Raw genomic sequence first — 12,488 nt, 5'->3', positions numbered from 1 at the left:
AGACCCACGTCGCGGCGCCCGATACGCAGGGAGAGGCTCCCATGCCTCGACGGGCGGTTGGCCGCCGCACGGTCGGGGCAGGGGGCCGCCCGTGCCGACGTGGGCGGAAGCGGGACTGTGGGGGCTGCTGGGCGGCGGGGCCCTGGTCCTGGGCGCGCTCGTGGCCTGGTTCGTGCGGGTCCCGCAGACCGTGATCGCGTCGGTGATGGCGTTCGGCGCGCTGCTCGACGGCGTCCCCGAGTCCGTGGTGCTCGGCCTGGGCCTGCTCAGCGGCGGCGGCGTCAGCACGTCGGTGCTCGCTGCGGTGTTCATCTCCAACGTCCCCGAGGGGCTCTCGTCGGCGGCGGGGATGAAGAGCAGCGGCCGCTCCGCCCGCTACGTGTTCGGCGTGTGGGGCGGCATCGCAGTGGTGAGCGGGCTGGCCGCGCTGGTCGGGTCCGTGGCGCTGGGTGGGGCGCCGCCGGAGCTGGTCGCGGTCATCACCGCCGTCGCGGCCGGCGCGATCCTCACCATGATCGCCGACACGATGATCCCCGAGGCCTTCGAGCGGACCCGCACCTGGACCGGCGTCATCACCACCCTGGGCTTCCTCCTCGCCTTCGCCATCGAGGTCTCGGGCCGCTGACCGGCCCCCGTGCTGCGACCGGCGCCCGCCCCGGGCAGGGTGGTGGCGTGAGTGAGCCAGTCCGCGACCCCGTGCAGATCGCCGTCCCCGTCGAGGGCGGTGAGCTCTCCGCGCTGCACTGGCCCGCCGACGCGCCCGGCGCGCCGATCGTGGTCCTCGTGCACGGCATCACCGCCAACGCGATGTCCTGGGCGCGGGTGGGCGCGGCGCTGGCCGGGGACGTCGAGGTGGTGGCCCCCGACCTGCGCGGGCGGGCCGGCTCGGCCGGGCTGCCCGGCCCCTACGGCCTGGACGCCCACGCCGCCGACCTCACGGCGCTGCTGGACTCCCTGGGGGCGGACGGCGACGGGGGCGCCGAGTCCACCGTCCTGGTGGGGCACTCGATGGGCGCGTTCGTCGCCACGCTCGCCGCGGCCGGGCCGGCGCGGGACCGGGTGCACGGGCTCGTGCTCGTCGACGGCGGGCTCGCCTTCCCCCAGCCCCCCGGTGCGGACCTCGACGCCATGCTGGCCGCCGTCCTCGGTCCGGCGCTCGACCGGCTGTCGATGACCTTCCCCGACCTCGCCGCGGTGCGGGCGTTCTGGGCGCAGCACCCGGCGGTGGGGCCGTGGGTCGACGTCCCGTCGGTGGCCGCCTACCTGGCCCGCGACGTGACGGGCGAGCCCCCGGCGCTGCGCAGCGCCTGCGTGCCCGAGGCGGTGCGGGTCGACGGCGGCGACGTGCTGGCCAACGAGCGGGTCCTCGAGGCGACCACCGACCTGCCGGTGCCGGCCACCCTGCTCTGGGCGACCCGCGGGATGTTCGACCAGACCCCGGGGCTCTACGACCAGGTGCGGCTGGCCCAGCTCGGCCTCGAGCCGGCGGGGATCACCGCGCGCGAGGTGCCCGACACCAACCACTACTCGATCCTGTGGGCGGCCCAGGGGGTCGAGGCGATCACGGCCGCGGTCCGCGCGGCCGCGGCGCGCCGCTGAGACCGGTCCCCTCCGGTCAGACCGGGCGGCCGCCCCCCGGCCGCACCGGCGCGGGACCCGGGCCCGGCGGGCGCTCCCACGTCGGCGGGTGGGCCCGGACGGCGAGCACCGCGACGTCGTCCTCCACGCCGCCGCCCACCATCTCGGCGAGCAGCCGGTCGCACAGCACGTCCAGCGACTCCCCGGCGCCGGCGGCCAGCAGGCGGCGCACCTGGTCCCGGCCCTCGTCCAGGCCCAGGCCGCGCCGCTCGAAGAGCCCGTCGGTGAACAGGAGGACCGTGCCTCCGTCGGGGAGCGCGGCCAGGCCGTCGGCCCGCGGGCCGCGCCAGCCGATGCCCAGCGGCGGCCCCACCGGCGCGGAGAGGTCGCTGACCGTGCCGTCGGGCGCGAGCAGCAGCGGGTCCGGGTGGCCGGCCGAGGACCAGCGCAGCCGGCGCACCCCCGCGTCGGTCAGCTCCACCCGGCAGACCAGCGCGGTCGCCATCGTCGGGACGGCCAGGCCGACGAGGGCGTGGTCGACCCGGCGGAGCACCCCGGCAGGCTCCTCCAGCCGGTCGTAGGCGATCGCCCGGACCAGGGTCTTGACCTGGCCCATCCCGGCGGCGGCCTCGATGTCGTGGCCCATGACGTCGCCGATGACGACGACCGTGTCGCCGTCGGGCTGCAGGAAGGCGTCGTACCAGTCACCGCCGATGGCGACCCCGCGGGTCGCCGGCCGGTAGCGGACCGCCAGCTCCAGGTGGTCGGGCTGCACGGGCGGGGAGAGCAGGCTGCGCTGCAGCCGCTCGGCGACCTGCTGGTTGGCCGCCGAGAGCCGCGAGTTGTCCAGCGCCAGCGCCGCCCGGCGGGAGGCGATCTCCGCCGTCCGCAGCTCCTCGTCGGTGTGCGGTCCGCGCTCGGGCCCGTTGACCAGGGTCAGGGCGCCGAACAGCTCGCCGCGGGCCAGCAGGGGGAAGGTGGCGACGGCGGAGACCTGCAGGGGGCCGAGCAGGTCGCGGGTCGCCGGGTCGGCCACCATCTGCTCGACCTGCTCTGCGGTCACCTCGGGGAGGACCACCGGCCGGCCGCTGCGCAGGGCGGTGGGCACCGGTGCGGTGGGGTTGTTGGCCTGCACCCGCGCGTCCGCGTAGCGGTGCATCGCCGCCACGAGAGCCGGGTCGCGGTGCGCGCGGCCGACGTCCCGCCGGACGCCGCCGGGGTCGACGACGCTGACCACGCACCAGTCGGCCAGCAGCGGGACGACGAGGTGCGCGAACCGGTCGACGGCCTCGTCGACGTCCACGGTCGAGGTCATGGCCAGGTTGATGTCGCCCAGCAGCATGAGGTGCCGGCCGGCCCGCTCGGCGCTGGCGGCGGCCTCGGCGGCGGCCCGGGCGGCCTCCTCCCGGGCGGCCACGGCGGCCGCCCGCTCCTCCTCGACCGCGCGTCGCTCGGTCACGTCGTCGTAGGTGACCACCAGGCCGGCGCCGGTGAGGAAGGCGTCGGCCCGGAACCACGAGCGCAGCGGGGGGAACCAGGCCTCGGTGCTGGCCGACTCCCCCGTCGCCCGGACGTGCCGGTAGAGCGCGTCGAAGGGCCCGCCGACGGCCTGCGGGAACTCCTCCCAGAGGCACCGGCCGAGCAGACCCTCGACGGTGCGCCCGAGAGCGGCCGCCCCCGCGCGGTTGATGTAGGAGAACCGCCAGTCGGCGTCCAGGACGAGCAGGGGACGCTCCATGCCCTCCACGGCCTGCACCAGCAGGTCGGAGGGTGGTACCCCTGCATCCCGGTCCACGGGACCCACTCTGCCCCATGGTCCCGCCCCCGTCGGCCCGCCCGGGAGACTCCGCCCGCTCGGGGGACGCCCTCCGCGGCCGCGCTGCTTGGCAGGGGCACCGCGCACTGTCACCATCCGGGAGCCCGCCGCGACCCCGGTGGGCCGGTGCGGGGGGACCGCCCCGGGCGACGGCGCCCGGCGTGCGCACGGAGGGGGTGGTCCGCGTGGGGACCGTGCTGCCCGACGACTCGCCCCTGCCGACGGCACCCGCCCGGGTCCCCGACCCCTCCGCGGGGCTCCTGGCCACCCTCCCCGCCGCCCTGCTCGCCCTCGACGGGCGGGAGCGGGTCACGTACGCCAACCCGGTGGCGGTGCGGCTGCTCGGCCGCCCGCTGGAGGACGTGCTGGGCCGTCCGGTCGCCGACGTGTTCCCGACCGCGGTGGGGCCGGGCGTCGCCGCCGCCTGCCGCGAGGCCGTGGCCGGGGGGACGCCGGTCGCCGTGGAGCTCCTGCTGCCCGGGCTGGTGGCCGGCTGGTTCGAGCTGCACGCCTGGCCGGCCCCCACGGGCCCGGCGCTGGCCCTGGTCGACGTCAGCCCGCGGCACCGGGCCCAGGTCGCCGCCGAGCACGCCCGCCGGGAGGCGGAGCGGGCGAGCGCGCGGATGACGCTGCTGGCCGCCGTCACCGCCGAGCTGTCGGGGGCGCTGGACGGCGAGTCCGCGCTGGGCAGCCTGGCCCGGCTGGTGGTGCCCGCCCTGGCCGACGCCTGCATCGTCACCGTCATCGACCGGGAGGGACGGGCCCGCGACGTCGGCTCGTGGCACGCCGACCCGCGCCGCCGCCCGCTGCTGGAGCGCTACGCCCAGGTGCGGATGGACACCCTCCCGCCGGCGTCGCCGGTGGCACGGGCCCTGCGCTCGGGGACGTCGGCGCAGGACCCGGTCGATGCCGTCCTGGCGCTGATGCCCGCCGGGCCGGCCCGCGACCTGCTGCGGGAGCTCGGCCCGGAGTCGGCCGTCGTCCTCCCGCTGAGCGGGGAGCACCGGCCGGTCGGCGTCCTGACCCTGTACCTGGACCCGGGCCGCCGCCTGGACGAGGACGACCTGGCCGCCGCCGCCCAGGTCGCCGCCCAGGCCGGGCGGGCGGTGGACCGGGTGCACCGGCAGAGCCAGCAGGCCCAGCTCGCCGAGGCGCTGCAGCGCAGCCTCCTCACCGACCCGCCGACCATCAAGGGGGTCGAGGTGGCGGTCCGGTACGTGCCGGCCGCCGAGGCCGCCCGCGTCGGAGGCGACTGGTACGACGCCTTCCTGCACCCGAACGGGGACCCGGTCGTCGTCATCGGGGACGTCGCCGGCCACGACACCGCGGCCGCCGCGGAGATGGGCCAGCTGCGGGGCCTGCTGCGCGGCATCGCCCACTACAGCGGCGCGGGCCCGGCCGAGGTGCTGCGCGGCCTGGACGCCGCGATCGAGCACATGCACACCGGCACGATGGCCACCGCCGCCATCGCGCGGCTCGAGCGCGGGGGGACCCTGCTGCGCTGGGCGGCCGCGGGCCATCCGCCGCCCCTGGTGGCCGACCCCGACGGGACCGTCCGGGTGCTCGCCGACAGCATGGGCGACCTGCTGCTGGGCGTGGACGCGAGCACCCCGCGGCGGGAGTTCACCGCCCCCCTGCGGCCGGGCGCGACCGTCCTGCTCTACACCGACGGCCTGGTCGAGCGGCGGGACAGCGGCGTCGACGAGGGCGTGGGCCGGCTGCGCACCCACCTCGCCGAGCTGGCCCGGCTGCCCCTGGACCGGCTCTGCGACGAGCTGCTCACCCGGATGCTCCCGGGCACGCCGGACGACGACGTCGCGCTCGTGGCGATCAGCGTCCGACCGCCGGCCTGACCCGCCACCGACGGCACGGCGGCGCGGACTCACCCCGGCGGGGGGAAACGCACCCGCCGGAACGGTTGAGCCGCGGAACTGCTGGGCACCCCTGTTGCGTCGCAGCCACCCGACGGAGGAGAAGGACGTGGGTCGAGTCGCGTGGCCGTTGCGCCCGCTCCCCGACGGGCGGGGCGAGGTCTGGCGGTGGGACCTGCAGCGGGTCGCCGAGCTCCCCGCGGCGCGCGCGGTCCTGCGCTCCCGCCTGGGCGGCGTCGGTTTCCCCCAGGACGAGGACCAGGCCGCCGAGCGGCTCGTCCTGGCCTTCGACGAGCTGGCCTCCAACGCCCTGCGGCACGGGTTGTCGCCGGTCGTGGCGACCGTGATCGCCGGCAGCGGCGGCTGGCTGCTCGACGTCAGCGACCGGGACCCCGACACCATGCCGACCCCGGCGGTCGGCCGGGATCCCGCGCAGGGCGGCCTGGGGCTGTACCTGGTGGCGCGGCTGGCGGTGGCCCACGGCTGGTACGTCGACGAGGAGTGCAAGCACGTCTGGGCCTGCCTGCCCACCACGATCGAGGACCGCCAGCCCGCCTACACCTGAGCGGCGGGTGTGCCACGTGCCACGACGGCCCCGGGCTGCTGCCCGGGGCCGTCGTGTGTGGTGCAGTGCGCCCGGGACGGCGGGAACCGGGGTTCCGGCGCCGTCCCGGGGCAGCCCGGTGTCAGGCCCCCGAGGGGATGACCAGGGAGAGCGCGCCCTTGCCGTAGCCGGGGACGTCGACCGCGAGGTCGATCCGGTTGAAGGCGGCGAGCATGCCGGCGATGTCCGTGGGGAGCTCGTCGCCGGGGGCGTAGAGCTTGTAGAGCTTCGAGTGCGGCGCACCCGGCACGTTGAACAGCGCGGAGAGGACGTTGACGACCTCGTGCAGGGCCTCGGCCAGCATGGTGGTCAGCTCGCCGTCCTCCTCGACGGCGTCCTGGACGCCGCCGGGGGGCAGCAGCGCGAGCGCGCCGCCGGTGTAGGCCGACAGGGCCAGGTCCATGACGCAGAGGGCGTTCACGTCCATCCCGGGGTCCACGTACACGGCGACCGAGACGGGGCTCTTCTCGGTCGGCGTGACCGGGGCGCCGGGCGCGACGGCGACCGCCTTGCCGACCAGCCCGGACAGCATGTCCTTGACGGCCTTGGGCTCGGGCAGGACGACGGTGGCCGGGGCGGTCACGCGATCACCCCGTCCAGGTTGTCGCGGAAGGTCTCCTCGGTGAACGGCTTGGCGATGAGGAACAGCGCGCCGGCGTCGGCGGCCTTCTCGCGCATCTCGGCCGAGCCCTCGGAGGTGACGAACCCGAAGGGGACGCCGGAGCCGGACGACCGCAGCGCCTGCAGGCACTCCAGGCCGGTCATGTTCGGCATGTTCCAGTCCGACAGGACCAGGTCCGGGCTCTCGCTCTGGACCTTGTCGTAGGCGTCGCGGCCGTCCTCGGCCTCGACGATGTCGTGGTCGTCGTAGCCGGCCTGCCGCAGGGTGCGGATGACGATCTGCCGCATGACGCGGCTGTCGTCGGCGACCAGGATCTTCACAGTGGCACTCCGTTCTCGTACGTGGGGTCCGGTTCCGTTCCGTCCAGGGCGGCGCCCTGGACGGAGATGGTCAGCGGGTGGCCGCGCCACTGGACGTCGACGCGGCAGGTGTCGGCCGGCGCGGGCACGCGCGGCGCGACCCCGACCTCGGGCAGGCCGAGGACGGAGGGTCCGGGGAGGACGGCCTTGACGTTGCCGCCCACCACGTTGGCCAGTTCGCCGAGGGCGTCGGCGACGTCCTCGTCGTCGAGCACGGCCGGGGCGTGCTCGTGCAGCAGCGCCCGGGTCAGCTCCTCGGCGGTGGACCGGTCGCAGGTCAGGACGACGGTGCCGGTCCAGGGACCGGTGATGTCGACCCAGGCGCTGAGGGGGTCGGTCCCGAGCCGGCCGGGGAGCGGCACCAGCAGCTCCTCCTCGCCCACGAGGGCGGCCCACGCCTGGTCGGCGATCTCCTGGACCGTCGCCTCGTCGATCAGGGCGGTGATGACGGGCGCGCTCACAGCACGACCTCCTGCGGGAGCAGGCCGAGCAGCGCGAGCTTGTCGCGGATGGCGTCGGCGGTGAACGGCTTCAGGACGTACTCGTGCGCGCCGGCCGCCAGCGCGCGGACGATCTGGGACTGCTCGCCCTCGGAGGTGACCATCATCAGGGTCACCGCCCGCCAGGCGGGGTTGGTGCGGACGGCGGAGACGAACTGCAGCCCGTCCATCACCGGCATGTTCCAGTCGATGGTGCACAGGTCGGGCACCCAGCCCTCGTGGAGGACGTCGAGCGCCTCCTGGCCGTGGCCGGCCGGCCGCGTCTCGTAGCCGAACCCCTCGAGGGTCCCGCTCACGATGCGCCGCATGGCGCGTGAGTCGTCGATCACCAGAGCACGCACGGTCAGGCCCCCTTCAGCGGGCGGTAGGCGGAGCTGCGGCCGACGACGACCCGCTCCCAGGAGTCGTCGACGCCGAGGGTCGTCTCCGCGGCGCCGAGGAAGAGCCACCCGTCGGGCCGCATGAGGGCGCGGACCCGGCGGAGGATGGCCTGCTTGGTGGGCAGGTCGAAGTAGATGAGGACGTTGCGCAGGTAGACCACGTCGAACGGGCCCATCCGCGGCAGCGCGGCGGCGAGGTTGCACTGGCTGGCCGAGACCATCCGGCGCAGCGTGGGCGCGACCTCCCACTCGGTCCCGGCCCGCGTGAAGTGCCGCACCAGCATCGGCGCGGGCAGCCCGCGGTTGACCTCCAGCTGGCTGAACCGGCCGGCGCGGGTCCGCTCGACCATCTCGCGGGAGATGTCGGTCGCGGTGATCGACACCCGGCCCGCGGCGTTGGGCATCGCGTCCTCGAGCAGCATCGCGATCGTGTACGGCTCCTGCCCGCTGGAGCAGGCCGCCGACCAGATGTGCAGCCGGTCGACCGGGCCGCGCGCGGACAGCAGCGCGGGCAGCACCGTCGAGGTGAGGGCGGTGAACGGGTCGCCGTCCCGGAACCACGAGGTCTCGTTGGTGGTGAGGGCCTCGACGATCTTCCGGGTGGACTCGGGGCTGGGCCGCGAGCGCACCGAGTCGACCAGCTGGCCGACGTCGGGGAGGCCCATCTGGCGGGCGATCGGCAGCAGCCGCGCCTCCACGAGGTACTCCTTGCCGGGAGCGAGCACGATGGCGCTCTCCCGGTGCACGAGCTGGCGGACCCAGTCGAAGCTGGTCGCGGTGAGGGTCATCGCCGTCCTCCGACGGTCGCGGGGGCTGCGGTGGCGGTGCGCGCGGTCGACAGCCGGCGGTGCAGCGCCTCGGCGACCCGGTCCAGCGGCAGGATCTCGTCGGCCAGGCCGGCTCCGGCGACCGCGCCGGGCATGCCCCACACGACCGACGAGGCCTGGTCCTGGACGACGACCGCGCCTCCGGCCTCGCGGATGCGCGCGGCGCCGGCCCGGCCGTCGGAGCCCATGCCGGTGAGGACGACGCCGAGCACCGCGCCGTCGAACGCGTCGACGGCGGAGCGGAACAGCGGGTCGACGGCGGGACGGCAGAAGTTCTCCGGCGGGCCCTGGTCGAGCCGGGTGGCCAGGCCGCGGGTGGTCGTGCGGATGGTCAGGTGGTGGTCGCCCGGGGCCAGGTGCACGGTGCCCGGCGCCAGCGGCGCCCCGTCGACGGCCTCGGTGACGCGCAGGGCGCACAGCCGGTCCAGCCGCTGCGCGAACTGGCGGGTGAACACCGGCGGCATGTGCTGCACGAGCAGGACCGGCACCGGGAGGGTCGCCGGCAGCACGGGCAGCAGCTTGGCCAGCGCCTCGGGGCCCCCGGTGGAGGAGCCGATGACGAGCACGGCCGGCTGCTTCACCGCGCCCTGGCGCGGAGCCGCCGGGGCGATCCGGGCGGGGGCGGGCGCGGCGGCGCGGCCCGGCCCGGGGGTCACCGGGCGCCCGGTCAGGGCCTTGATCTTGGGGATGAGCTGCTGGCGCACGCTCTCCATCGACTGCGCGACGCTGCCGACGTTCGCCGGCTTGGTGACGTAGTCGTTGGCGCCCGAGGAGAGGGCGTCCAGGGTCGCCGCCGCGCCGCGCTCGGTGAGCGTGCTGAACATGATGATCGGCACCCGGCTGCGCGCGGTCCGGATGGCCCGCACCGCCTCGATGCCGTTCATCTCCGGCATCTCGATGTCCATCGTGATCAGGTCGGGCTTGAGCTGCTCGAGCTTGGTCACGGCGATGCGGCCGTTGACGGCCGTGCCGACGACCTCGATCGCGGGGTCCTCGGACAGGACGTCGGTCACGATCTTCCGGACGACGACCGAGTCGTCGACCACCATCACCCGGATCGGGTCCATCCGTCCTCCGTCTCCCCGTGGGGGCAGGCCCAGCAGGGCTCTCGCGTGCGTGGTGCGACCGGACCGTCCGGAGGCCGCGCGGAGCGCGGGGGCGCGCCGCTCCGGTGGGGCGCGTCCGACGACGGTGCTGTCCTCCGAGTTGTCGGCCCGCGGGCGCCGTTCCTTGAGCCGATGCCGAGGATTTCGCGACGTTCTTCGAACGGCCGGAAATGTTGATCAATGACCATTCCCCGCACTCGTCGACTCGTCTCGGGGGCAACCCGGGGTGACCCCGCGCCGGCGGTCGAGCGCCGTCTGCACCTGTCTAGCCACGCACCTAGAGAGCGATAGACCCCGCTACCGAGGGTCGGACGACGGATCGGCGGGTAGCCCGCCCACATGGCGCTCCCCCGGGTCCTCGTCCTCGTGCTCGCCGGCGGCGCGGGCGGCCGCCTGCAACTGCTGACCGAGCAGCGCGCGAAACCCGCCGTCCCGTTCGCCGGCGTCTACCGGCTGATCGACTTCCCGCTCAGCAACTGCCAGCACTCGGGGCTGTCCGACGTCTGGGTGTCGGTGCAGTTCCACCCGACGTCGCTGTCGCAGCACCTCGCCAACGGCCGGCCCTGGGACCTCGACCGCACGAACGGCGGGCTGCTGGTGCTGCCCCCGTACCAGGGCACGGACCGGGGCGGCTGGGTGTCGGGCACGGCGAACTCGCTGTGGCGGTACGCGCCGCTGGTCCGCGACCTCTCCCCCGACGCGCTCGTCGTCGTCAGCGCCGACGCCGTCTACAAGCTGGACTACCGGGAGGTCGTCGAGGGCCACCTGGACTCCGACGCGGAGGTCACGATGGTGACCACCGAGGTCGCGGCCGACGACGCCCCGCGGTACGGCATCGTCGAGGTCGGCGAGGGCGACCGGGTCCGCGACTACTCGTACAAGCCCGACGAGCCGCGGACGACGACGGCCACCAACGAGGTGTTCGTCTTCCGCCCCGGGCCGACGCTGGACCGGCTGGAGGCGCTGGCCGCCGACCTCGGCGAGGAGGGGCTGGAGGACGTCGGCTCGCACCTGCTGCCGGCCCAGACCGGTGACGGGCTGGCCCGCGCCCACCGGTTCGAGGGCTACTGGCGCGACGTGGGCACCGTGGACGCGTACTGGGCGGCCCACCAGGACTTCCGCTCCGCCGAGCCGCCGCTGGACCTCGACGACCCGCGCTGGCCGGTGCACACCCGCGGCGGCCGGCACAGCGCCGCGCGGTTGCTGCGCAGCGCCGAGGTGGAGGACAGCCTGGTGTCCGGCGGGACGAGGGTGGCCGGCCGGGTGGTCGGCTCGGTCCTCTCCCCCGGTGTCGTGGTGGAGGAGGGCGCGACCGTCGTCGACTCGGTGCTGCTGCCGGGCGCGCGCGTGCGGGCCGGGGCGACGGTGACCCGCGCCGTGCTCGACGACCGCGTGGACGTCGGGGAGCGCGCGTCGGTCGGGGGCGAGGGGGAGGTCACCCTCGTCGGCCGGGAGGCGTCCGTGGCGGCCGGCAGCGAGATCCCCGCCGGCGCGCGCTTCCCGGACCCCGACGACGAGGCATAGGAAGCTCTACCCCGCGTCGGCGGCCGCCCGACGTGGGGAGAGCTTCCTATGCCTCGGAGGGGGCGAGCAGCACCTCGAGGGCGTCGGTGCCCAGCAGGTCGGCCATGACGATGCCCTGCACACAGCCGGCGACGGCGTTCCAGGCACCGGCGGCCGCCTGCGCCGCATCGAACCCGCCGTCGCGGAACGCCTGGACGGCGAGCAGCTGCGCGGTCGCCAGGGTGCGGGTGCGGCCGGAGACGTGCGCGGCCCAGGCGGCCTCGTGCATGGCGGTGGCCCACGGCCGGCGCTCGGCCCGGGCGGTGTCGACGGCGGCCAGCCAGCGCGCCCGCCCGGCGGCGTCCAGGCCGCGCAGGGCGTCGAGCAGGCCGGTGAGCTCACCGGTGGCCGGCCCGAGGTCGAGCGACGGCGCGGGCACCAGACCGGCCGCCACCGCGAGGGCGAACGGCCCGGTGAGCTGCCGGCGCACCAGCGGCGGCAGGACGCCGGCGGCCCAGGAGCCCACGGCGGCGTCGGCCAGCACGTCGGCCGCGGCGGCGAGCGCGTCGCCGTCCAGCAGGCCGGTGGCGGGGTGCTCGGGGCCGAGGACGTCGTCGCGGACGATGCGCTCGAGGGCCGCGGCGTCGCCGATGGTGCTGCGCTGCAGCTGGTCGACGAGGACGCTGGTGCGGTCGGCGGCAACCGGCAGGTCGACGACGAAGTTCCGCACGTGCGGGGTGCTGACGGCCATCTCGCGGGCCCGGCGCGCCCGGACGGCGACCGCGGCGCGCTCCTCCCGGTCGCGGCCGGCGGCCGGGTGCGCCCCGGCGACGTGGGCGAGCGTGGTGGCGTCGGCCGTGAGTCCGGCCAGCAGGGCGTCGGCGACGTCTCGGCCGGCCGGCAGGCGGACCAGGTCGAAGCCGAGGGTGGCGGCACTGACCAGCGAGTAGGGCACGGCAGTGCCTCCCTTCCACGTCCCCCGAGGTGAGGTCTGCCCATGCTGGCCGTGATCAGCGGGCTGCGCCACGTGACCGTCACCCGTTCGCCCGACCCCGATGGGGGGAGGATCGCGCGTCGTGCGGCAGACCGTCAGCAGACGACTGCGGGCAGTGATGCCCAGACGCGGACGGCCCCCGGCCCGGCGGCCTCAGTTGAGGACCGCCGGACCGGGGGCCGGAGGTGGGCGTCGGCCGCCGGGGGAGTCCGGCCGCGCCAGGTGGGAGTCCGTCGGTTTCCGCGGAAACCGTCGGGACGAGTCCGTCGGTTTTCGTGGAAACCGACGGGCTGCGGCCGCCTGCAGGGTCCGCCACGAGCGGGCGAGT

The 12,488-nt window shown here is 76.0% G+C and carries 13 protein-coding genes; 5 read left to right on the top strand and 8 right to left on the bottom strand.

The window, feature by feature from the left end; genetic code table 11:
• The first annotated feature begins 91 nt into the window (after positions 1 to 91).
• Together PGN05_RS10195 and PGN05_RS10190 are read left to right on the top strand one after the other, a co-directional pair.
• The gene (locus tag PGN05_RS10195; protein WP_419752421.1) at positions 92 to 625 is read left to right on the top strand and encodes a ZIP family metal transporter; all 534 of its coding nucleotides are present in this window, start codon (positions 92 to 94) and stop codon (positions 623 to 625) included.
• Between the two features lie 47 nt (positions 626 to 672).
• Positions 673 to 1,599 (top strand): alpha/beta fold hydrolase, encoded by a 927-nt coding sequence (locus PGN05_RS10190; protein WP_419752420.1) that lies wholly within the window; start codon positions 673 to 675, stop codon positions 1,597 to 1,599.
• Positions 1,600 to 1,615: 16 nt separating this feature from the next.
• Here the strand turns inward: PGN05_RS10190 and PGN05_RS10185 are convergent, their stop codons facing one another.
• Positions 1,616 to 3,373, bottom strand: coding sequence for a SpoIIE family protein phosphatase (locus PGN05_RS10185; RefSeq protein ID WP_419752419.1), 1,758 nt, complete (start codon positions 3,371 to 3,373; stop codon positions 1,616 to 1,618).
• 182 nt (positions 3,374 to 3,555) lie between these two features.
• On the opposite strand from PGN05_RS10185, the gene PGN05_RS10180 reads away from it, so the two are divergent.
• Together PGN05_RS10180 and PGN05_RS10175 are read left to right on the top strand one after the other, a co-directional pair.
• Positions 3,556 to 5,247, top strand: coding sequence for a SpoIIE family protein phosphatase (locus PGN05_RS10180; protein WP_419752418.1), 1,692 nt, complete (start codon positions 3,556 to 3,558; stop codon positions 5,245 to 5,247).
• A 127-nt stretch (positions 5,248 to 5,374) separates the two neighbouring features.
• On the top strand, positions 5,375 to 5,830 hold the full coding sequence (locus PGN05_RS10175; RefSeq protein WP_419752417.1) for an ATP-binding protein: 456 nt from the start codon (positions 5,375 to 5,377) through the stop codon (positions 5,828 to 5,830).
• 121 nt (positions 5,831 to 5,951) lie between these two features.
• On the opposite strand, the gene PGN05_RS10170 is transcribed toward PGN05_RS10175, so the two are convergent.
• Genes PGN05_RS10170 through PGN05_RS10145 form a run of 6 tightly spaced genes read right to left on the bottom strand, consistent with a single transcriptional unit; the run spans position 5,952 to position 9,624 of the window.
• Positions 5,952 to 6,452: a hypothetical protein gene (locus PGN05_RS10170; RefSeq protein WP_419752416.1), complete on the bottom strand. Its 501-nt coding sequence runs from the start codon at positions 6,450 to 6,452 to the stop codon at positions 5,952 to 5,954.
• Positions 6,449 to 6,811 carry a response regulator gene (locus PGN05_RS10165; RefSeq protein WP_419752415.1) on the bottom strand — a complete coding sequence of 121 codons (363 nt, stop codon included), beginning with the start codon at positions 6,809 to 6,811 and terminating at the stop codon, positions 6,449 to 6,451. Before PGN05_RS10165 ends, PGN05_RS10170 begins: the two co-directional genes overlap by 4 nt.
• A complete protein-coding gene (locus tag PGN05_RS10160; RefSeq protein WP_419752414.1) occupies positions 6,808 to 7,311 on the bottom strand; it encodes a chemotaxis protein CheX in 504 nt (167 codons plus the stop codon). Before PGN05_RS10160 ends, PGN05_RS10165 begins: the two co-directional genes overlap by 4 nt.
• Positions 7,308 to 7,679, bottom strand: a complete 372-nt coding sequence (locus tag PGN05_RS10155; RefSeq protein ID WP_419752413.1) for a response regulator — start codon at positions 7,677 to 7,679, stop codon at positions 7,308 to 7,310. Before PGN05_RS10155 ends, PGN05_RS10160 begins: the two co-directional genes overlap by 4 nt.
• 14 nt (positions 7,680 to 7,693) lie before the next feature.
• Complete coding sequence (locus tag PGN05_RS10150) at positions 7,694 to 8,518, bottom strand: CheR family methyltransferase (RefSeq protein WP_419752412.1); 825 nt, start codon at positions 8,516 to 8,518, stop codon at positions 7,694 to 7,696.
• Positions 8,515 to 9,624 (bottom strand): protein-glutamate methylesterase/protein-glutamine glutaminase, encoded by a 1,110-nt coding sequence (locus tag PGN05_RS10145; protein WP_419752411.1) that lies wholly within the window; start codon positions 9,622 to 9,624, stop codon positions 8,515 to 8,517. The genes PGN05_RS10150 and PGN05_RS10145 overlap by 4 nt, the downstream gene beginning before the upstream one ends.
• Positions 9,625 to 10,002: 378 nt before the next feature.
• Between PGN05_RS10145 and PGN05_RS10140 the strand changes: the two genes are divergently transcribed.
• Positions 10,003 to 11,187 carry a glucose-1-phosphate adenylyltransferase family protein gene (locus PGN05_RS10140; protein WP_419752410.1) on the top strand — a complete coding sequence of 395 codons (1,185 nt, stop codon included), beginning with the start codon at positions 10,003 to 10,005 and terminating at the stop codon, positions 11,185 to 11,187.
• Between the two features lie 46 nt (positions 11,188 to 11,233).
• Here the strand turns inward: PGN05_RS10140 and PGN05_RS10135 are convergent, their stop codons facing one another.
• Positions 11,234 to 12,121 (bottom strand): hypothetical protein, encoded by an 888-nt coding sequence (locus tag PGN05_RS10135; protein WP_419752409.1) that lies wholly within the window; start codon positions 12,119 to 12,121, stop codon positions 11,234 to 11,236.
• Positions 12,122 to 12,488 lie beyond the last annotated feature (367 nt).

The organism is Geodermatophilus sp. CPCC 206100, assembly GCF_048569675.1.
Lineage (GTDB): Bacteria > Actinomycetota > Actinomycetes > Mycobacteriales > Geodermatophilaceae > Geodermatophilus.
Note: the sequence above shows the minus strand (reverse complement) of the source record. Positions and strands in the feature narration are given on the sequence as shown.

Coding starts and splice junctions, on each gene's coding strand:
- PGN05_RS10150 (WP_419752412.1), bottom strand. CDS start 8,518: ATGACCCTCACCGCGACCAGCTTCGACTGGGTCCGCCAGCTCGTGCAC.
- PGN05_RS10145 (WP_419752411.1), bottom strand. CDS start 9,624: ATGGACCCGATCCGGGTGATGGTGGTCGACGACTCGGTCGTCGTCCGG.
- PGN05_RS10140 (WP_419752410.1), top strand. CDS start 10,003: ATGGCGCTCCCCCGGGTCCTCGTCCTCGTGCTCGCCGGCGGCGCGGGC.